Raw genomic sequence first — 20,601 nt, 5'->3', positions numbered from 1 at the left:
TAGGGGGCATATGGTGAGATGCCGTGTGAACCGGGTGAGGCCCATTTCTTGGTAAACCGGGGTGAGCAGCCGTGGAAGGGGGTATTTATCAAGTCGCCGCATCGTCTAAACGATAGTCATCCCGCTGAGCCACTGGCCTGGTGAGCCGCATTACCGTGTCATATATCGTGCCTGCGTTGGGAGTGAGCTCGGCGTGGGCCTCGCGTAGTCATTAATCTTCCGTGCCATGTGAAATAGAGCGGGAACTTTTTGACGTGCGCTGATGGGCTGTTTGAGGGGATAAACCTGGTCATAATACACGGTATTTATGATGCATCTTTTCTGGTTATACAAAATGAGCGAGTGATAACTGTCTTTACTTTATCAAGGTGCTTAACCCTTTAGGAGTAATTAGCTTGGGCTGTCCTATAAAAATACAGATGACTCGTTTACTCTCTATTTAGATTCACCTCGGAATACTCCTGATTCAGGCTCATTTTTTGTCAGTCAATTTGCCTTGCTGACAATCCCATTTCTATAATCGTCACACTTTTTACCTACCATGGCACTAGGCCATGGATGCATTTTATTGACCTCTGAGAGAAGCGATTCATCATGCAACGCCATTATAAAAATACCGCTATTGTCGCCTTGGTTGCGGCCTGTCTGTTGTTGTCAGGTTGTGGTGCGATGACCACGGCGATTAAAAAACGTAATCTGGAGGTGAAGACCCAGATGAGCGAGACGATTTGGTTGGAGCCTTCCAATCAGAAAACGGTTTATCTCCAGGTCAAGAATACTTCCGATAAGCCTCTGAGCGATCTACAGCCGCGTATCGCGCAAGCGATTCAGGCCAAGGGATATCAACTGGTGAGTGATCCCGACCGCGCCTATTACTGGGTTCAGGCCAACGTGCTACGCGCCGATCGTATGGATCTGCGTGAGGCGCAGGGGCTACTAAATCAAGGCTACCAAGGGGCGGCGATGGGTGCGGCATTGGGCGCTGGGATAACGGCTTATAATACCACCTCGGCAGGGGCGACGTTGGGGGTCGGTTTGGCGGCGGGGCTGATCGGTCTGGCGGCGGATGCGATGATTGAGGACGTCAACTACACCATGGTGACGGACGTACAGATCGCCGAGCGCACTACGGCTAAGGTGAGCACGGACAACGTGGCGGCATTGCGTCAGGGTACCTCTGGCGCGAAGATTCAAACCAGCAGTGTGCAGGGCGGCAATCAGCAACGCTACCAGACTCGTATCGTCTCTAGCGCCAATCAGGTCAACCTGAAGTTTAACCAAGCTGAACCGGTACTCGAAGCGCAACTGGCGAACTCTATTGCCGGTATTCTGTAAGCGTTACTCCTCCTGGTGAGGGGATAACGCAAAGCGCCCCGTCGATGACGGGGCGTGATGTTTTCGCAGAGGGCTCGGTTAGGCGCGCAACTCCATCATATCGATCCATTGTGGCAAGGGGACGATGGCGCCGGGGCGATAGCGGAGCTGCAGCGAACCCAGCAAGTGTGCCAGTTGGCTTTGCACCGCGGGGAGATTTTCTCGTACATGCGGTACCACCAGAATATGCTGTTCGAACCAGCATTGCTGGTTTTCCGCGAAGCCGCGATTAAATTCACGCAGCCACTCTTCGATTATTTTCGGGTTACGCCGTAAGATCTGGCTTACCTGCTCACGGGTTTCGCTGACTGGGAATACCAAGGTGCGCATAAGATTGAGGGCATCATCGCGATCCACCACCCTCAGCACGATGGCCGATGCGGCATCGCTACCCTGTTGGCTATTTATCTCGGGGGCTGCTAGCGTTGCGGACTGAACCATGGGAACTCTCCTTGAGAATATGAAGATACTGGTCTGATGACGCCATGCGTCATTGGTCTGCTAACAAGATTAGCGCATCCTTTATGGGGTTACCTCTCGCCATATCACATTGATGTCATGGCGTATCCGGTCAGCGATGTTGCCAGCGTGGCGAGTTATTTCTGAGAGTCGTTTTCCGCATCACTATCATTATGGTGATAGTGGTCTTATTATGCTGTATTTATAGGGAAAACTCCGCCGCTAGAAATATATGGCTTAGGCGCCAACCAAGCTTATTCACCGTGGCGTGTCGATAATAAATCCAATTGGAAATTATTCATTTTTTGAACGCAATCCATTGCCTAAGCTTGGCGACATCGCGCTGTTTGATATATGCACGGGTGAGCGTGGTGAAAATTATCAATTTGATTAGATTTCTACTAATTTATATTATAAATAAAGGCTAATCTTAAAAAAAGATTAGCAAGGGTTAACTTTGCGCGGCCTTCTTAGCTATTGCCATCCCAGGACGATAACGATAATTCCACCGACTGATTGCGATAGCCCGGTGGATAAGATGAGTCACGCTTTAATTGGTAGACTGCGATGGGTGACGATCTGGGGCGTAACAAGCCGTGTGGGGCGAGTGACACCGCCGGGTGTCGTAAGCACCGCTTGCCGCCGCTGACCTGATTTTCCGCGGGATCTGCCGGGTAAGTCCGGGGAGGGTTTTTGCATCGATAACGTTGTTCTACGATAGATCCGTACGGATAACTTCACGTGTTTTGCTGTCAACGGCCAGTACAGCTTTCGCCCGATACGACGGCGTTCCTTAGTGTGTTTTTTGATTCTCCATTCATCTTCGCCGCAGACCTTCAATCCGGTGGAATCCATCATCCGATGCGCTACTTCACCCAGGATGGGCGTTTTAAAGCAGACGTTAACCGACGTAGCTCGCTTGATGACTCGGGTATAATCCGGGCGGCGTAACGAAACGCCTATCAGGGCAAAATGGAATCCATACAGCCCTGTGCTGTCCATTGGGGCAGCCGGAATGTGCGTTTAATCACCAGAATCATCGTGGTGGCGTGGGTGGAATAGCGCCGATATCTCCCCCGTGATGACGGTACTGCTGACTCATACCAGGCCTGGATCGCCACGTCATCCAGCCAGCAAGTGACGGAGCCACGATTGACGAGGGTTTTGTTGTCGTTGCGCCAGTGGGGGATCCTGAACTCCTGCTTTGCTCCGGGACGACCTGTGTTAGCAAATGACGCGTGATCGGCTCCTTCAACTCAGCAAGCGTTCGATGCATGCAACAAAGCCCAGAAAAGTGTATTACGTCCCCATCGGGAGCAAGGCTATGGCCGCCTGATTTCCCGGATTTCACCCTCTTCCACAAAACCGCGGTGCAGTTCAAAGCACCTATTTAGTCATAAATCCTGGGCCTGCTTATACCCGTAAAATATCTGAAGCGAACGGCGGATTAATACAAAGGGATCAGAGTCAACCCCCACGCCGGTCAATTCGAACCGGTGATGTGGAGGGGGCGACTCTATATTTAAACCCTAGAGTACACCCTACCGTGGTGATGTCAGTCAAAGGCAACTATATCAATGAATTGTGATTATGTTATTCATTCAGCATGATTTAAATATCACAAAAAAGTTAACTTTTTCTTATTGACTGCATTATGTTGATTGCATTATTAAATATTCTCCAACAATGTATTATTGAGTGAGTTAAAAAGATGAATAAATATTTAAGACTTTCTCTGGTCGGGATGGTGCTTTCCGCATCCTCAGTTTCATTCGCTGCACAGACGGAAGCTGCTAAAAATCCCATTAGCGTTCATGTGTTGAACCTGAAAACGGGGGCGCCGTCTGAAGGTGTTAGCGTGATCCTGGATAAAAAAGAGGGGGATAAATGGGTCAAGCTGAATTCGGCTGTTACGAGTCAGGATGGGCGCATTAATGCTCTATATCCAGTTGGCAAAGATATCGAGCCAGGCGATTATCGGGTGATCTTTGAAACGGGTAAGTATTATACCAATCATAACGAAGATACCTTCTTCCCTGAAATTCCGGTAATCATTCATGTGAAAAAAGCCGGTGAACACTACCATATACCGCTACTGCTGAGTCAGTATGGATACTCAACATATCGTGGAAGCTGATGAGCTGATTCCACAGAAATCATGAATAAAAAGACGCCGGCTAGGCGTCTTTTAGGATTGGTGATTTACAGTGATTTTATCCTGCAACGGGAAAACGTGGACTGGCCATACCCCGGAAGATGATCTTGAGGCCTGTAAGCATGCCTTGTGGTGAGGACAGAATTTTTATGGCTCTGGGGGGAGTCCATCGATTTAACATTAATGGGCGGTTTTAATCTGGACATATAATCTGTTTGATATAGTTATAATAACTATGATTATAGTTTTGCTATGTATCAAACACCCTATTAAAAATATTAGCTACTGCCATGCGTTCAATAAATTAATGTGAATGTTATCTGCGCTTAGTACGTAACCGATTAACTAGACATTCAATGAGCTAACTCGTGCTCATATCTTAAACCGTTATGAAATGGATGCTAAAAATATCATCAATTTAATTAGATTATTGTTGATTTATATTACAAACAAAGAATAGTCTTAAAAAAAGATTAGCAAGGATTAACTTTACGCTGCTTTTTTAGCCATTGCCGCCCAAGGACGATAACGATAATTCCACCGACTGATTGCGATAGCCCGGGGGATAAGATGAGTAAAACTTTAATTTGTAGACTGCTATGGGTGACGATCTGGGGCGTAACAAGCAGTGTGGGGGCGAGCTCCCAGTGGGACAATACACCGACCGATGAGTCGCGCCGAGCGTTACAAAACAGTACCCGGCAGCTTAATTCATTGCTGGAGCAGCAGACGCTGCAACGCCTAACCAAACAACAGCATGCCGTGCCCTCCGTCGCAGGCGCGGATCAATTACGTGATATCGACACCTGCCTACCGATCAGTGGGGTTTATTTAACCGGGATTACGCTATTGTCCTTGCACGATCTCGCGGCATTGGATGCGCTACCGACGAACTGTATTAGTAGTCGAGATGTTAACCGGTTAGCCAAGCAAATTACCGCCTTATATTTGGATAAGGGGTATATCACGGCTCGGGTACAGTTTTTGCGCCCCAATGCGCGTGGTGAGTTAGGCCTACGAGTCACTGAAGGGTATATCGAGCGTATTGAGGGTGGCGATCGGGGCGTCAACCGGCGCTGGCTGTTTCCTGGCTTGATCGGTAAGCCGTTGCGCTTAAGCGATCTGGATCAGGGATTGGATCAGGCTAATCGTCTGCGCTCGAACCACGTCAGCATGGATATTTTACCGGGTGAGCGGGTCGGCGGCTCGGTCATTCGCCTGTATAACCAACGCAGTCGTCCCTGGCAGGTGAGCACCTCGTTGGATAACACGGGTCAGCAGGGGGCCGGAGAGTGGGTGGCGCGTGGTAATGCCACGCTGGATAGCCCCTTAGGGCTCTCCGATTTCGCCAGCTTGAGCCTCTCTTCGACGCTGGCGCGACCTGCGGAGCGTTATAGCCGCAGCTATATGCTGTTTTATTCGCTGCCTTACGGCGCCTTGACCTTCAGCGGATTCGCCAGTTTTTCGCACTATCTGATGTACCAGCCGTTGCTGCATACCCGTATTCGTCTGGATGGTGTGTCCAGCCAATATGGCTTGCGTGTCGATGGCGTGATTCAGCGTAGCCAGCGGCAAATTAACACGTTGAGCGCCCAATTAACCGCGAAGCGCATTCGTAACTACTTACAGGATGATCTGCTACAGGTTAGCAGCCCGACACTGAGCGTGGTGGAGCTTGGGCTTAACCATCTGCATGTCTTGCCATACGGGCTGGCGACGGGAAATCTCAGCGTAGAGCGAGGGGTGCGCGTGCTGGGCGCCGATCGCGGACGACTGCGCACTGGGGCAGAGGCGCAGTACACCAAGCTGAAGTTGGCCGCCTCGTTGAGCCAAGGTTTCACGCTGCTCGGCGCAGACTACCGCTTCTCTAGCCAATGGTATGGGCAATACAGTCGGGATCCGTTGCCGGGTATCGAATGGATCAGCCTGACGGATCACAGTGCAATACGTGGATTCAAGCGGGGCAGCCTGTCGGCGGATAACGGTTGGTATTGGCAGAATACGCTGTCGCGTCCGGTGACGTGGCGTGCGTTGACGCTGACACCGCGCCTCGGTGTGGATGTCGGCCGCGTGCGGTCGAGTATCGGCCAGCAAGGATGGCAGAGTGGCGTCGGCGCCGTGGCGGGCGTGACGCTGAATATGATGTCCGCGCAGCTCGACATTGAAGTCGGACGCGCCCGGGCGCTTGCCAATCATAACTTTCCAAAACAATCGACTCAGTTACTTACGCAGTTTTCTTACTCCTTTTAACCCGTTCTCGACGTTACTTGACGTCGACATGAGGTAATCTCTATGGCATATCAACATTTTAAACTCTCTTCAGCCGGACGTTTGGCGACCATTATCGCCATCTCCTTCGTCGCCTGTAGCAGTTTTGCCGCGGGTATCGTCGCGGATGGTGGGGCATTGGGTCCAGGGGTGGCGACGGCAGCGAATGGCGCCCAAGTTGTCAACATCGTTAAGCCGACGGATCAGGGACTCTCCCATAACCAGTATCAAGACTTTAACGTCAACCGGCCCGGCGCGGTATTCAATAACGCCTTGAGCGCCGGCCAGTCACAGCTGGCGGGGCAACTGGCCGCCAACCCGAATCTGAACGGGCACAGCGCCAGCGTGATCCTCAACGAGGTGATCAGCCGTAACCCTTCGTTGCTGCTCGGTCAACAAGAGGTGTTTGGCATGGCGGCGGACTATGTCTTGGCTAACCCCAACGGCATTACCTGCGACGGCTGCGGCTTTATCAATACCTCTCGCTCCTCGCTGGTGGTGGGTAATCCGCTGATCGAAAACGGTATGTTGCGCGCCTATTCTACGCTGAATAATCACAACCTGTTGCAGATCGGGAGCGGCGGGGTGACGGCAGAGCGCGTGCTGGATCTGGTGGCCCCGCGTATCGAGAGCAACGGCGCCGTACGCGCCGAGGCGATTAATGCCATCAGCGGCAACAATCGGCTGACGCGCGATCTGACACAGATCGAGGCCGCCCCTAACGATACGGCGTTAGACAGCTACTACCTGGGCAGCATGCAGGCCGGACGCATCCGCATCATCAATACCGCCGAGGGGAGTGGGGTGAAGTTGGCGGGTAGCCTCCAGGCCGAGCAGGCCATCACGGTCAAGGCGAAAGATCGCCTGGCGCTACAGTCGGCGCAGCTGCGTGGCGGGGATGTGACGCTACAGGCGAAGACTCTGCGCGCCGAAGGTACCCTCACCGAACGTACGACACAGAGTAGCGGCAAGGATAACTATCAGAACTACCGCGGAGGGATCGATGTTCACGCGAGCCAGCAGGAGCAGGGGTACCGGCGTACGGAGATCAGCGGCAAGAACCTGACGCTGGTGGCGGCGGAGAGTAACCATCTGACGGCGACGGATCTGCGCGGTGACGATGTGACGATCCAGGGTGGCGACGTCTTGCTGGATGGCCAGCTCCTGACGCAGCGCCAGGAGCAGACCGACAATCGCTGGTTTTACTCCTGGCAACATGACGAGACCCGCCGTAACAGCCAACAACAGGCGCAGACGGGGCGGATTGAGGCGCGCCACAACGTCAATCTTAGCGCCACGCGTGGCGACTTACGCCTGGAGGGCAGTGAGGTGAAGGCGGGGCAGGATATCCGGCTACAGGCGCAGGGCGACATCGCGTTGCGTGGCGTACGTGAGCACGATGAAAGCCAGCTGACGGGCTATAAGCGCAACGAGGGCGCCAGCCTGAATAGTGGGCGCTGGCAACAGCGCCAGAGCGAGGAGCGTCTACGTCAGGTCAGCCTACGCGCCGGCCATGATGCGGCGTTGCAGGCGAAGGGCAACCTGAACGCGCAAGCCGCACAGATCCAGAGTGGTAACGATGCCGAGATCGCGGCGGCGGGGACGGTGACGCTGGATGTGCAGAATGTCGCGAACCGCAAGAGCGAGGTCGATAATCACACCTATTGGGGCGGCATTGGCGGCGGCGGTGAGCGGGACAATAACCATAGCCAGGAGCGCAGCCATGCCAGCGAGGTCGAGAGCGGCGGTACGCTGACGATCAGCGGCGGGCAGGGCGTGACGATCAGCGGCAGCCGTGCGCAGGGCGGGCGCGGCGGGGTGGTGCAGGCGCGTCAAGGGAATGTAGTCATCGATCATGTGGTGAATACCTCGAGTGAGCAGGATAACAGCCGGCGCGGCGGTGCTTTCAATATCACCACCGCCTCCCAGCAGCGTAAGGAGAGCCATGAGCAGTTGCGCGCCAGTCAGCTGACGTCGGACGTGAATCTGCGGGTGCAGAGCGCGGGGGATATTCAGGTGCAGGGCAGCCAGGTGGCGGGTGGCGGACACGTTGACCTGAACGCGGGTGGCCGCGTCGATGTCAAGGCGGCGGCGGGAGTCGATAGCCGTGACGAACAGAGCACCTCGCTACATGCCAGTGCCTACGCCAAAAAACAGGGCGACAAGCAGTACCGCGTCGGCCTGGGACTCGAACATACGGCCCAGCAGGAGACGAGCCAGAGCGTGACGCATCGAGGTAGCCAGATCCAGGGCGCTAGCGTCGCGCTGACGGCGGGTGAGGATGTGCAGTTCACCGGCTCGCGGCTACAGGCTAACGCGGGTGATGCGCAGATCAGCGGTAAAAATGTGGCGTTTGTGAGCGCCGAAGATAGCCAGGAGAGCCGTAGCCAGAAGCAGACGGCGGGGGGCGGCCTCTATTATACCGCAGGGATAGATAAGGCGGGCAGTGGGTACGAGGGGCACTACAGCACCAGCGATAGCCAACAGAAGCAGACGCGTGCGCGGGGCAGTAGTAGTGAGGTTAAGGGGAACTTGATCATCAACGCGCAGGATACGCTGACTCAGCAAGGCGCAAGCCATCAGGTCGGCGGCGCTTACCGCGCGCAGGCGGCCAGCGTCGCGCAGCTGGAGGCCCATGATCGCGACAGTAGCCGTAGTCAAGGTACCCGGGTCGATGCCGAGGTTGGGGCCAACGTTGACTACAGTGCGGTAACTCGTCCCCTGGCTGGGGCGGCACAGAAGGTTGCTAGCCTCGATGTGAATGGTGCCATCGATGAGGTGGGTAAGGTGGGCAAACCGAACCTGGGGCTGGATATCGGCGCCAACGGGGGGACGAAGACGGAGAGCCGTAGCGAGAGTCGAGCCAAGACGACCCACATCCAGGCTGGCTCCATCGAGGTCACGGCGCGCGACACGATCCACGATCGTGGCACGCAATACCGTGCCAATACGGGGGGCGTGACGCTGCAGGCGGATAACCACCGCTTCGAGGCGGCAAGCGACAGCAGCAGCAGCCAGAGTAGCGCGGTCCAGGGCGGCGCCACTCTACGTGTCTACACCACCACGGGTAAGGATATCGGTGTGACGGCCAGTGGCCAGGGGGAGAATCGCCGCCGTGAGGAGCAGCACTCCCAGGCACAGAGTGGGTCGATCCAGGCGCAATCAGGTATCGATATTCGTCTGGGGCAGGCGGGGAACTATCAGGGAACGGCGTTGGATGGCGGTCAGGGCAAGACGCAGATCCACAGCGCAGGCGATCTGCATATCGCTCAGGCCACAGATAGCCACAGCACTCGTCACCAAGGCTTCGATGCACATGCGCGTGCCAGCGGCGATATGAATAGCGGCAGCGCGGCGTTAGGCGGCGGGCAGGATAATGGTCAGCAGAGCAACACGCAGGCGCATGTTGCCTCGATCCGTTCCGCAGGCGGCGTCACCCTAGAGAGCGGCGGTGCGCTGACCCTACAGGGCGCTCAGGTCGACAGTCAGGGGGATGTCACCCTGCGAGCGGCGGATCGTTTAGATCTGCGTCAGGCCGACGCGCAGCGTCAACAGGAGGGCAGCGTGTGGTCGGGCGAGCTGAGTGGTGGCGGTGGTCGCAGCAGCAGCGGCGACAGTAAGAGCCGGAACGGTAGCCTCGGTGCCAAGGTGGGTGTGACGATGCAGCATGAACAGCAGAGCACGGCGCAAGGGGGACGGATCAGCGGGGCGAATGTCACCCTGAGCGCCGGTAGCGAGGCACGCGATGCGTTGCACCTGCAAGGGACTCAAGTCAAGGGCAAGGCGGTGACACTGAATGCCCAGCAGGGCGGTATCGTGCTGGAGTCGGCCAAGGATAGCCAGGTGAAAAATAACTGGGGCTTTGAGGCGACGGGGAGTCTATCCGCCAGCCAGAGCGAGAGTAAGGATGTGCAGGGGCAGGCCGATCCGGCGACACGGCAGAACCGCCATACCCTGAATAGCGGGCTGAAGGTTAATGTGGATCAGCAAGATCAGACGAAGCAACATAACACGCAGATCCACGCCGAACAGGTGAACGTGTCTAGCCACGATGATACTCGACTGGCCGGTGCGCGTATCGAGGGCGAGCGCATCACGGGCAAGATCGGCGGCGATCTGCATTTGGAGAGCCGTCAGGACAGTGAACGCGCTACCCAAGTCAATGCCGGGTTGACCTTCGGGCATAGCAACGATGAGGGGGCGAGCAAGACGGCGAAGCTGTCGAAAGTTGCCACGCCGCATCTTTCACAGAAGGTACAGGGCAAGCTGGAGGGGGCTATCGATCGAGCCAGTGACAAGGTGACGGAGAGCTATAACAGTGCGGTGCGTCGCCTGGACAAGCGCCAGGACACCAGCGGTAGCGTCAGTTTCGATAAGGCCAACGAGCGGGTGACCCTGCCGGAAACGTTGAGCACAGAGAAGCCGCAGGCGGCGCGCTGGGATCGGGCGGCACGCAGCGTCGGCAACGGGGTGAAGTCTTCGCTGACCGGCGCGCCAGGCGCACAGGGAAATCTGCATGTCGAGGGCAAGCGGGTGGACAATCAGGCGGTCGAGCAGCAGTCCGCGCTCATGGGGCGGCAAGGGGTTGACCTGCAGGTCGATGGCGATACACGCCTGACCGGCGCGCTGATCGAGAGCTCGGAGGGCGCGGTCAACCTGAATGGGAGCCGCGTGGTGCAGCAGGATCTGGCCGGGCACCGTTATCAGGGCAGTGGTAAGGGCGAGGTTCCGCTGAGTGTCGGCGGGCTGACCGGGGTGGTGAATAAGCTGGTGACCAAAGGGGAGCTCCCGCTGAGCGTCTCGGTCGACAGCAGCCAGGCCGACAGCCACAGCGCGTTGCGTAGTAAACCCTAACGCACCAGCATCGTGACTCGACGACGGCGGCCAATAGGCCGCCGTTTTTTGTCTCTGACTGCCCCCCTGCTTGGCAGGGGATCTGCACAGCAAAGCCCTCTCCGTTTGCGATACGCCTGTTAGAGGGCGTTGGCACGGCGCTTAACCGGCCAGGGCGCGTAGTCGTCCGCGTAAGCTGCCGTGTAACGTGGCGAGCAGCAGCCAGAACAACAGCAGGGTGACGCTGGCCAGCAGAAATAGGGCGATGGCGTGGCTCACGGGATTGGGGTGATGCGCGGCGTAACGCAGGGCACACCCCACGCTGGAGGCGAGCGGAAAGCCCACCGACCACCATGACAGACGGAAGGGGCAGGTGTGTGCTAACGCTCGGACGCGCGGGATCAACACGCACAGCATAAACAGCGTCAGCATGTACAGGGCGTCGGCGAAGCGATCCATATGACCGAGGGTAGTGACATAGGCAGAGAAGCCGACGGAAAAGGGGGCCAGGAGGATCAACAGCGAGGGCTGTAGGGCGGTAGGTAACGGAGCCTCGAATAGCAGGCGGGCGAAGATCAGGGTAAACAGCGGTAGGGCAAAGAATAGCCCCACAGCCAGGGCGAATAACATGAGCTGCGTATAACCCTGAAGGTGCAGGGCTGGCATGGCCAAGGGCAGGTCGATCAGCCCGACTACCGGCACGATCCAGGCCGGGGTCGCGTGCGCCGTCTGCTGGCGTTGCGAGAGCCAGCGTGTCACGCTATACCAGGCAAACAGCACCATGCCGCTGGCGCCGATGACCCACAGTATTCTGGCCAACACGAGGCTGTAGTCGGCCAGAATCAGCGGCAGCAGCAACAGGCTGATCAGCGGCGTAGCAAAGAGATTGCCAGCGATCGGGTGATGAAACTCGGCGAGGACGGCGGCCGGACCGCTGATAGCCTTGATTAGGTAGGCCACGCTTAACACGACGAAGATGAGCAGGGCCAGCAGGCCGATGCCTTGGGCTGGCCAGCGAGGAAAACCATACAGCTGAGCAGCCAGTTGCCAAGCGGCGGCCAGCCCCGCCATTCCCATGACACTGCCAAATAGCGCGATGGGGAGATAATCGAGGGTACTGCGCCGCATGGCGGCGATCGGTGCGCCCAATGCGCGCAGGGAGTCTTCTGTCTTTGCCATAAAATGTACTCCAACGTCATCGTTATTGTTATCGCGCGCTGAACGCGCCGCCGCAGGCGAGCTGGTCGCCGTGTCGGGCTAAGACAGGCGGTCGTCACTCAAGGTGCGTCGGGGCAAACGGGCTTATTAGGGCGCGATGATTGATGCAGCCTAGTGGCTATTTCCAGGGAATTCAAATCATAACGCGCATTATTTTCCCGATTTTCGAATAAATACGCGCAGACAATAAACAGCGACTTTCTCGCAAGATAGTGACCTCGCCGCCGAGGTATCCTCACTCGGATCTGTGCCCGCTCGCGCCTCGTGCGCATCATGGGACATCGCCCCTTTTGCATTCGCCCGCGGCACTCCACGCAGAAACAACGATTATTATTTTTTCGGCATTATTGGCATTTTGTATTGGTATTCGCGGTTTTCATTACAAATAACATCGGCTGAATTGTTTTTTTTACACTTGTTGACGCTATGCCTCGCCACTTTTGTTAAGAATAGCCGCGCCTAATGCGGCTCCCGCCGTTGCATGACTCTCAACTTAAATAATGAGGCAGTGTTTTGAATACAGCAGCCAAGATCCCGCTGGCCCTACTTTTTTTGGCCGGCGCCGCCCAGGCGCAGAGCGCCTTCCCGCTGGTTCCCCCCCATATCGATGCCGCCTCCTGGGTATTGATGGACGCCCAGACCGGACAGATCCTGGCGCAGGGAAATCCCGATGCCCGGCGTAATCCTGCCAGCCTCACGAAGTTGATGACCAACTATGTGGTGGAGCGCGCGTTGGATCAGGGGCGGATCGGGTTAAACGATCCGGTGCCGATCGGCAACGATGCCTGGGCGACGCGCAATCCCAGCTTTAAGGGATCCTCGCTGATGTTTCTGAAACCGGGCGATAAGGCGACGGTGAGCGATCTGATCCGCGGGATCATCATCGACTCGGGTAACGACGCTTGTGTCGCCTTGGCCGACTATGTCAGCGGCGATCAGGCGGGTTTCGTCCGCCTGATGAATGGTTATGTGCAACAGTTACACCTGCAAAATACCCACTTCGAGACGGTGCATGGCCTGGACGCGCCAGGGCAGTACAGCAGCGCGCGTGATCTGGCGCAGCTGGCGCGCGCCATCATTCTCCACGAGCAGCCTTACTACCATTTCTACGCGCAGAAGAGTCTGAGCTGGAACGGTGTGACGCAGAATAACCGCAACGGGTTGTTGTGGGATCAGGATCTGCATGTCGATGGCATGAAGACCGGCCATACCGCCAGCGCCGGCTTCAACCTGGTCGCCTCCAGCATCGACCCGCACGGCCAGCGCCTGATCGCCGTGGTGATGGGGGCCGACAGCAGTCGGGGGCGTGAGGTCCAGGCGAAGAAGCTGTTGCAGTGGGGCGAGCGAAACTTCGAGACGGTGCAACTGGTGGCGCGCGATCGGGCGATCACGAGCCAGCAGGTGTGGTATGGTCAGCAGAAGACGGTCGCGCTGGGTAACCCGCAGAATATCTACTACACCTTGCCCAAGGGCGAGCTACGTGATGTCAAAGTCGATTACACCCTCAACCATGATTACTTGGAGGCGCCCCTGGCGCGTGGCCAGGTCGTCGGCCGCGTGAACTACCTGTATGACGGTAAGAGTATCGGCAGCTACGACTTGCGTACCCTGGCGCCGGTTGCGGAGGCGGGCTGGTTCTCGCGCCTGGAAGATTACATCGCGATCAAGATAGGTTAAGCCTTCAGCCTCGCTTGCACGCCGTGGATACGCGCCGCATTGCGGGATGACCATGGCGTGCGGGCCGCATTGGTGCGCCCGGATTGTCCTTGCTGGCGATGTCGTAAACAGGCTAGTCTGATTTTACCCCGTGCGCCATGCTTGTGCTGCCGGGCAAGTCTTCGTTTAATCAGGAGTGTCACGATGGATATCATTTCCACGGCGTTATCCCGTTATTCCACCAAGGCGTTCGATGCCGAGAAAAAGATCAGCAGTGCGGATCTCGACAGCGTTAAGGCGTTGCTGCGTTTGAGCCCTTCCAGTACCAACTCTCAGCCCTGGCATTTTATTCTGGCCGGTAGCGCCGACGGTAAGGCGCGTATCGCTCGAGCGACGGCGGGAGTCTATGAATTTAACCAGCATAAAATCTTGGACGCATCGCACGTGGTGGCGTTCTGCGCTAAGACCGAGATTGACGAAGCGTACCTACAGCACCTGTTGCGCCAGGAGCAGGCCGATGGCCGTTTCGCCACTCAGCAGGCGATGGAGACGCAGCATAAGGGGCGCGCCTATTTCGCCTATATGCATCGTGATACGTTACAGGACGCCGGGCAGTGGATGGCGAAGCAGGTCTACCTTAACTTGGGTAACTTCCTGTTAGGGGTCGCCGCATTAGGGATCGATGCGGTACCGATCGAAGGGTTCGACAGCGCGCTGCTCGATGCCGAGTTCGATCTGCCGCGCCAAGGGTTGACCAGCGTGGTGCTGGTCGCGTTGGGGTATCGTCGTGCCGATGATTTCAACGCCGACCTGCCCAAGTCGCGTCTACCGTTATCCGAGATCCTGACCGAGTGCTGATGCACTGACTCGATAACAGAAGAGGGCTACGTGCCTGCGTAGGGACGTAGCCGTGACATTCCGCCGCCCGCCTTGGTCCTGTCTTGGCTTGATGTCGCATTCGTGAGGTGTGCCATCCCTCCTCTACCTTCAGCTCTCTGTCCTCAGCGCTGTCCGCCGCACGTGACGCTTTAGCCCCTGTGCCTTTTTCGGGTAACCCCCCGGCCGTGGGGGGACAGGCGCGGGTAATCGCGTTATAACGATAACACGGAGCCCTCGTCGCACCCGGCGAGGACGGAGCATTCAGTAAGGGGAACACTCATGAACGTGATCGCCATTCCGGGCAAAGTGCCCGCCACCCAAGGGTGGATAACCCAGGTCGCCGAATCATTGCATCTGCCTGCGTTGACACTACAGGTACACCGTTTCGCCGCTTGGCAGCAGCCGCAGGCACCGTTTGATCTCCAGGCAGAGCTGGCACAGATGCCGCAGGGTCACTACGATCTGTTGCTGTCTAAGTCTATCGGCACGCTGGCCTGCGTGTTGACGCCGGCGCTTCAGGCGCAGCGCATCGTGTTTATCGGCGTGGCGCTATCCCTCTATAGCGAGCCACAACGTCAGGCCTTGCAGGCCTTGGCGGAGCGCCAGCCGATGTTGATCATCCAGCAGGAGGCCGATCCCTTTGGCCACTATCAGGAGCTGGCGCAGCTGTTGGGCGATCGCGCGCAGTGCCGCTGCGTGGCAGGCGACGATCACCTGTACAACGATGTGGCCGAGCTCGGTCAGATCATCCGTACCTGGTTGGCGCAGGCCTAAGCCTCATCACGCAGGATCGGTTTCGCGCGCTTACTCGGCGCGACATTCCCCCGCACGCGTAACGGAGTGCGCTATACTGGCGCGCACGATATTGACGGTGAGGCGAGGGAGATAGGCAGATATGGAGCGGGGTGGCGACGGACAGGCGCATAACATTGAGACCAAGTGGCTGTATGATTTCTTGATGCTGGAGGCGTGCCGCAATTTCTCGCAGGCCGCCTTGCGGCGCAACGTCTCGCAGTCCGCCTTGCGGCGCAACGTCTCGCAGTCCGCCTTTAGCCGCCGTATCCAATCCTTGGAGCAGGCCTGCGGCGTGGTGTTGTTCGATCGCGCCGTGTCGCCGTTACCGCTCACGGAACAGGGGAAGATTTTCCACTCCCAGGTGCGTAACCTGCTCCAACAGCTGGAGAGTAACCTGGCGGAGTTGCGCTCCGGCGGCGATCCGGCGCAGCAGCGCATCACGATCGCGGCGGCGCACTCGCTCTCCTTAGGGCTGTTACCCTCGTTGGTGAAGACGCTACCGGCGCAATTTAGCTACACCGTCGAGGCGATCGATGTCGATCGGGCGGTCGATACCCTGCGCGAGGGCAAGAGCGACTTCATCTTCTCTTACCATGACGATAACCTGTTGCAGACGCCGTTCGCGCACATTCATCTATTCTCTTCGCAACTCTTTCCGGTCTGCGCCGCCGATGCGTATGGCGCACCGCTGTATCGCCTGGATCAGGCCGATGCGCCGTTGCTGAACTACAACGCCAACTCTTACATGGGGCGTCAGGTTAATCGCCTGTTGGCACGCCATCCTGCCTTGACCTTCCGTACGGTCTTTGTCTCATCGATGAGTGAACTCTTAAAGCAGGTGGCGTTGGATGGTTCGGGGATCGCCTGGTTGCCGGGGTATGGTATTCGTCAGGAGTTGGCGCAGGGGCGTTTGGTAGCCCTCGATGAGCACGACTTACTGATCCCGATCGATGCCTATGCTTATCGTCTCGATACCCGCATGAGTCAAAGCGTCGAGCGCTTCTGGCAGGCGTTGCGCCAACAGTTTACCCCGCAGGAAGAATGACGCCCCAGCCGGAGGGCCGGGGCGTGGTCGTACGCGTGTAGCTGGGCGTGGATCAGACGACTAACGGGGCGATGAGGAAGCCGAAGGCGACGCCGGCGACGATGCCGCCCAGTCCCGGTAGCATGAAGGGGTGGTTCAGGATGTACTTACCGACGCGGGTGGTGCCGGTGGTATCAAATTCCATCGCCGCCAGCGAGGTTGGGTAAGTCGGCAGGACGAAGACCCCGGTCACGGCGACGTAGGAAGCCAGAATCGCCCAGGTCGGCATGTCGAGTGCGACGGCCAGCGGAATAATCAACGGTGTGGTGGCCCCCTGTGAGTAGAGCAGGGCACAGGTGAGGAACAGCACCAGCGCCAGCAGCATGGGATAGGCGCGCAGCACGTCACCCGCGATGAACTTGATTTGATCCATGTGGGCATCGACGAAGGTGGTACCCAGTGTCACGATCCCCAGGATCACCGCCAGCGAGCTCATCCCCGAACGGAAGGTGGGTGTCATGACGATGGCATCGCCATTCGTCTTGCAGAATGGCACCATCAGGCAGGTACAGGAGAGCATGCAGATGATGATGATGTCGCGGGTACCCATCGGCTTGCCGATGTCGAATCCTGGGCGCAGCTGGGGGAAGGCGGCCAAGATGACGATGGCGACCGTCGCCAACAGGAACAGGACGACGGAGCGCTTGGCTTGCGGGGTGTCGACGTCTTGTTTCTCCTGATACTTGCGTACCAATCCCTTCTGCAGACGCTCCAGATACACCTCGTCGTCCTGTAGCTCGCAACCTTGGCGTGAGGCGATGAGCGCGGCGACCATGGCGGCGACGAATGAGGCCGGTAAGCAGACTGCCATCACCTGAATGAAGGTGACGCCATTGCCCTCCATGATGGTCAGCATGGCAGCCATGGCGGCACTGATCGGTGAGCCGGAGATGGCAATCTGTGAGGCGACCACGGAGCCGGCCAGGGTGCGCGAGGGGCGGATCCCAGAGTCTTTCGCCACCTCGGCGATAACCGGCAAGGTGGAGAAGACGATGAAGCCCGTGCCCGCCATGATGGTCATCGACCAGGTGATGATCGGAGCGATTATATTGATATATTTAGGATTACGGCGCATGAAGGTCCCGGCGAGCCGTACCAGGTAGTCCATCCCGCCCGCCGCTTGGAGCGCCGAGGCGGCGACCACGACGGTCATGATGATCAGGATGACGTCGACCGGGGCAGAGCCGATGGGGAGGCCGAAGCCGAGGGTCAGGATCGCCAATCCCAAGCCGCCGCATAAACCGATCCCGATCCCGCCCATGCGGATCCCGAAGAAGATGGCGCCAAGCACCACGATGATTTCTAGCCATACCATAAAAGGCCTCCAGAGGCAGTCAATTGCCATTAAACGACACAAAGCGAGAAGAAACGGGTCGGCGCTGCCGACGCCGGATGGGTTATTGCGTCAGGAGGCGATCGCTGCCGACGCGTTGTTCGTACCAGCGGATACCGGCGCGCACCAGGGCACCGGTCGACTCGATGTAGCGTGACGGTTGTGCCTTCATCGCCTCGGCCAGGATCACCGGTACCTCGGTACAACCCAGTACGATGAGTTGGGCGCCGCGCGCGAATAGGGCGGCGGCCTGCTGCTCCATCATGGCGCGGGCACGTGCCGCGTCACCGGCCTTCAGGGCGTAAATGCTCGCCATGACCTGCTCTTGACCCGGCTTATCGGGGCGGATACAGCACAGACCACGCGCCTCGATGGCCTGCTGATACAGCCCCATGTACAGCGTGGCATCGGTCGCGAGTAGACCAATCTTCTGTTGGCCGCTGGCGCAGACCTCCTCCATCGTCGCCTCGACGATGTTGAGTAGCTCGACATGGCACGATTGACGCAGCTCCTTGAACCAGAAGTGAGCGGTGTTGCACGGGATGACGATGCACTCGGCTCCCGCTTGCTCCAGGCGTTGCAGGTAGTCGCACATCTCCGGCAGAGGAGAGCGGCCCGACTGCATCAAGGCGGCCGTGCGATCCGGGATATCCGGTATCGAGGAGATCAGCAGCGGAATATGCTGCTGATCGCTGCGCGCGTTGCTAAAGGTGATGAACTTATTGAAGAGATCTGCGGTGGCGGCCGGTCCCATGCCGCCCAAAACACCAATTAATCCTTTCACCTCGTTTCCCCTAGGTTGGCTGAGTACGTTGCTCAGACTGGTATGTTGAATCGTCACGATGCGTTTAGGCACCTTGCCCTTCAGTGTCGACAGAGTGGGGGGCGATCGGAAATGCAATAATGCGATGGTTAATGCATTAAATGCATTATCTAGCGAGTGCTCAGCGAGGTTATCGATAGGAAATCTAGTAATGGTGCTATTTTGAAAGGGTTTTATTGACGATGGTGCCATGGCGTCGTGATGCGTAGAATCGTTTATCTATGCAAATCATGCATTATGCGCTACGAAATAGGAGCAGGTTAGCTCGCGTGTGGCTCAGGGCGACCGACCAGGAGGGCAAGGAGAGAACAGAGAATAAAATCATACTGATGGCGCAGGGGAATGAATGGATTGCATTGTCTAGGGGGAGCTTTTACACTCAAAAGCGACCTATTCACCATCCTTATCGAGGAGTCTGTCATGGATATTAAAATCAGTATCGCTGATGCCAGTATTGCGCCCCTGTCGCAACAACAGTATCAGGCTTATGTCGCAGAGCTGGAGGCGCGGGTGAAGGAGGTCTATCCGGAGAGCCAGGTACTGATCGTACATGACTGCGGCGAAACGTCTTTCAGCGCCAGCGGCTTCCACGATAACGACGAAGTCCGCATCGTAGTGCATGAGTTGCAGCAAGATGTCCGGCAGAATGGTCATTGGCGTAAACAGTCATAACCGAGCGTGCGTTGGGAGCGGCCCTCAACGACCGTTCCCCGCCTATTCGCACGCCATCCCCCTCGCTCTCCGCTCCCTCAACATCACCGCCTACCCCGCCCGGCAACGGTCTATTTTTCTTGTCGTGGTCGACGCACTCGCCGCTCTTATCGCCTGGTACTGAGCGTGTGCAAGTGGGGCGCCTATGGCGCGAAAAGGTCGATGACGATCACGTTGCCCTGGTTTAGTCGTTGTCGAACCATCGTAATATATTTACATATATAGCGATTGATTATTCATCTTACCGTAAGTGAGGGAGTCTATGGGCTGGGGAAAGGCTATCGGGGCGGTGCTATTGTGTGGCTGGGGGGCGCTGGCGACGGCGGCGGAATTGCATCTTTATGCCGGTGCCGGGCTGCGCGAGCCGGTCGAGGCGGTGGTGGCCGCCTTCGAGCAACAGAGCGGCCATCGGGTGACGGTCGAATATGGCGGCTCCGGGCAGTTGCTGACTCGGATCAATTTGACCCAGGCGGGTGATCTGTTTCTGCCCGGCTCTGCCGACTATGTCGAGCGTCTGCGCGCCCAGGATCGCATCGCCTTCTCCGCGCCGTTGGTATTGCATACCCCGGTGATGGTGGTACGCCGCGCCAGTCCAGGCCAGGTTACGACCTTCGCGCAGTTGGCGCAGAGTCCATTGAAGATCGGTATGGGGGATCCGCAGGCCATCGCCTTGGGGCGGAGCGGTGATGCCTTGTTGGAGGCCAGCGGTTATGGCCCGGCCTTACGCGACAAGGTGGCCGTGCAGGCGACGACCATTAAGCAATTGCTGTTATATGTACTGAATGGCGACGTAGATGCGGCGGTGATCGGGCGAGCGGACGCGATGCGTCATCGCGATCAGTTGCGCCTGCTGCCGACGCCGCCCGGCGTACCGCAAGAGGTCGCGACCATCGCCGTGCTGAAGAGTAGCCCTGCGCCGCAGGCGGCGCGAGCCTTGGCTGACTACTTTGCCTCACCAGCGGGGATCGCCGCATTTACCGCACGCGGCTACTTGCCGCTGGCGGAGTAGCGGG

The 20,601-nt window shown here is 57.5% G+C and carries 14 protein-coding genes and 2 pseudogenes; 11 read left to right on the top strand and 5 right to left on the bottom strand.

The features are described from left to right. Nucleotides 1-18 precede the first annotated feature (18 nt). Together DCL27_RS17725 and traT are read left to right on the top strand one after the other, a co-directional pair. Nucleotides 19-144: pseudogene (locus DCL27_RS17725) on the top strand (mannose-6-phosphate isomerase); the annotation flags it as partial. Between the two features lie 450 nt (nt 145-594). Continuing rightward, nucleotides 595-1,335: a complement resistance protein TraT gene (gene traT / locus DCL27_RS12175; protein ID WP_005296711.1), complete on the top strand. Its 741-nt coding sequence runs from the start codon at nt 595-597 to the stop codon at nt 1,333-1,335. A gap of 78 nt (nt 1,336-1,413) precedes the next feature. On the opposite strand, the gene DCL27_RS12170 is transcribed toward traT, so the two are convergent. Beyond that, nucleotides 1,414-1,815 (bottom strand): hypothetical protein, encoded by a 402-nt coding sequence (locus DCL27_RS12170; RefSeq protein ID WP_005283220.1) that lies wholly within the window; start codon nt 1,813-1,815, stop codon nt 1,414-1,416. A gap of 561 nt (nt 1,816-2,376) precedes the next feature. Continuing rightward, nucleotides 2,377-2,954 (bottom strand): annotated as a pseudogene (locus DCL27_RS12165) (transposase). 590 nt (nt 2,955-3,544) lie between these two features. Between DCL27_RS12165 and uraH the strand changes: the two are divergent. The 3 genes from uraH (at nt 3,545) to DCL27_RS12150 (ending at nt 11,110) form a co-directional block, all read left to right on the top strand. Then, nucleotides 3,545-3,970 (top strand): hydroxyisourate hydrolase, encoded by a 426-nt coding sequence (gene uraH, locus DCL27_RS12160; RefSeq protein WP_005283225.1) that lies wholly within the window; start codon nt 3,545-3,547, stop codon nt 3,968-3,970. A gap of 588 nt (nt 3,971-4,558) precedes the next feature. Further along, nucleotides 4,559-6,238, top strand: a complete 1,680-nt coding sequence (locus tag DCL27_RS12155; protein WP_228594433.1) for a ShlB/FhaC/HecB family hemolysin secretion/activation protein — start codon at nt 4,559-4,561, stop codon at nt 6,236-6,238. Between the two features lie 42 nt (nt 6,239-6,280). Further along, nucleotides 6,281-11,110, top strand: a complete 4,830-nt coding sequence (locus tag DCL27_RS12150; RefSeq protein WP_109691498.1) for a hemagglutinin repeat-containing protein — start codon at nt 6,281-6,283, stop codon at nt 11,108-11,110. Between the two features lie 141 nt (nt 11,111-11,251). On the opposite strand, the gene DCL27_RS12145 is transcribed toward DCL27_RS12150, so the two are convergent. Next, on the bottom strand, nt 11,252-12,268 hold the full coding sequence (locus tag DCL27_RS12145) for an SLAC1 anion channel family protein (RefSeq protein ID WP_035600090.1): 1,017 nt from the start codon (nt 12,266-12,268) through the stop codon (nt 11,252-11,254). 552 nt (nt 12,269-12,820) lie between these two features. Between DCL27_RS12145 and DCL27_RS12140 the strand changes: the two genes are divergently transcribed. From DCL27_RS12140 to hypT, 4 genes are all read left to right on the top strand, one after another. Further along, nucleotides 12,821-13,984, top strand: coding sequence for a serine hydrolase (locus tag DCL27_RS12140; RefSeq protein ID WP_005283239.1), 1,164 nt, complete (start codon nt 12,821-12,823; stop codon nt 13,982-13,984). A 183-nt stretch (nt 13,985-14,167) separates the two neighbouring features. Next, the gene (locus DCL27_RS12135) at nt 14,168-14,821 is read left to right on the top strand and encodes an oxygen-insensitive NAD(P)H-dependent nitroreductase NfsB (protein WP_035600092.1); all 654 of its coding nucleotides are present in this window, start codon (nt 14,168-14,170) and stop codon (nt 14,819-14,821) included. Between the two features lie 300 nt (nt 14,822-15,121). Next, on the top strand, nt 15,122-15,616 hold the full coding sequence (locus DCL27_RS12130) for a hypothetical protein (protein ID WP_005283245.1): 495 nt from the start codon (nt 15,122-15,124) through the stop codon (nt 15,614-15,616). A gap of 121 nt (nt 15,617-15,737) precedes the next feature. Further along, nucleotides 15,738-16,682, top strand: a complete 945-nt coding sequence (hypT, locus tag DCL27_RS12125; RefSeq protein ID WP_109691499.1) for a hypochlorite stress DNA-binding transcriptional regulator HypT — start codon at nt 15,738-15,740, stop codon at nt 16,680-16,682. 52 nt (nt 16,683-16,734) lie between these two features. Here the strand turns inward: hypT and DCL27_RS12120 are convergent, their stop codons facing one another. Next, entirely contained in the window at nt 16,735-18,036 is a 1,302-nt protein-coding gene (locus DCL27_RS12120) for an anaerobic C4-dicarboxylate transporter (protein ID WP_005296720.1), read from the bottom strand. An 82-nt stretch (nt 18,037-18,118) separates the two neighbouring features. Next, complete coding sequence (gene cuyB / locus DCL27_RS12115) at nt 18,119-18,838, bottom strand: cysteate racemase (protein WP_005296722.1); 720 nt, start codon at nt 18,836-18,838, stop codon at nt 18,119-18,121. A 459-nt stretch (nt 18,839-19,297) separates the two neighbouring features. Here cuyB and DCL27_RS12110 point away from each other — a divergent pair, with 459 nt between their 5' ends. Then, nucleotides 19,298-19,549, top strand: coding sequence for a DinI-like family protein (locus tag DCL27_RS12110; RefSeq protein WP_005296724.1), 252 nt, complete (start codon nt 19,298-19,300; stop codon nt 19,547-19,549). A gap of 301 nt (nt 19,550-19,850) precedes the next feature. Continuing rightward, a complete protein-coding gene (gene modA / locus DCL27_RS12105; RefSeq protein WP_005283264.1) occupies nt 19,851-20,597 on the top strand; it encodes a molybdate ABC transporter substrate-binding protein in 747 nt (248 codons plus the stop codon). Nucleotides 20,598-20,601 lie beyond the last annotated feature (4 nt).

It is taken from the genome of Edwardsiella tarda ATCC 15947 = NBRC 105688, assembly GCF_003113495.2.
GTDB lineage: Bacteria > Pseudomonadota > Gammaproteobacteria > Enterobacterales > Enterobacteriaceae > Edwardsiella > Edwardsiella tarda.
The sequence above is the reverse complement of the archived record's forward strand: the minus strand, read 5'-3'. Positions and strand labels throughout refer to the sequence as shown.

What these genes read in the sequence shown, in the direction of transcription:
- traT (WP_005296711.1), top strand. Translation starts at nt 595, where the DNA reads ATGCAACGCCATTATAAAAATACCGCTATTGTCGCCTTGGTTGCGGCC.
- DCL27_RS12170 (WP_005283220.1), bottom strand. Translation starts at nt 1,815, where the DNA reads ATGGTTCAGTCCGCAACGCTAGCAGCCCCCGAGATAAATAGCCAACAG.
- uraH (WP_005283225.1), top strand. Translation starts at nt 3,545, where the DNA reads ATGAATAAATATTTAAGACTTTCTCTGGTCGGGATGGTGCTTTCCGCA.
- DCL27_RS12155 (WP_228594433.1), top strand. Translation starts at nt 4,559, where the DNA reads ATGAGTAAAACTTTAATTTGTAGACTGCTATGGGTGACGATCTGGGGC.
- DCL27_RS12150 (WP_109691498.1), top strand. Translation starts at nt 6,281, where the DNA reads ATGGCATATCAACATTTTAAACTCTCTTCAGCCGGACGTTTGGCGACC.
- DCL27_RS12145 (WP_035600090.1), bottom strand. Translation starts at nt 12,268, where the DNA reads ATGGCAAAGACAGAAGACTCCCTGCGCGCATTGGGCGCACCGATCGCC.
- DCL27_RS12135 (WP_035600092.1), top strand. Translation starts at nt 14,168, where the DNA reads ATGGATATCATTTCCACGGCGTTATCCCGTTATTCCACCAAGGCGTTC.
- DCL27_RS12130 (WP_005283245.1), top strand. Translation starts at nt 15,122, where the DNA reads ATGAACGTGATCGCCATTCCGGGCAAAGTGCCCGCCACCCAAGGGTGG.
- hypT (WP_109691499.1), top strand. Translation starts at nt 15,738, where the DNA reads ATGGAGCGGGGTGGCGACGGACAGGCGCATAACATTGAGACCAAGTGG.
- DCL27_RS12120 (WP_005296720.1), bottom strand. Translation starts at nt 18,036, where the DNA reads ATGGTATGGCTAGAAATCATCGTGGTGCTTGGCGCCATCTTCTTCGGG.
- DCL27_RS12110 (WP_005296724.1), top strand. Translation starts at nt 19,298, where the DNA reads ATGGATATTAAAATCAGTATCGCTGATGCCAGTATTGCGCCCCTGTCG.
- modA (WP_005283264.1), top strand. Translation starts at nt 19,851, where the DNA reads ATGGGCTGGGGAAAGGCTATCGGGGCGGTGCTATTGTGTGGCTGGGGG.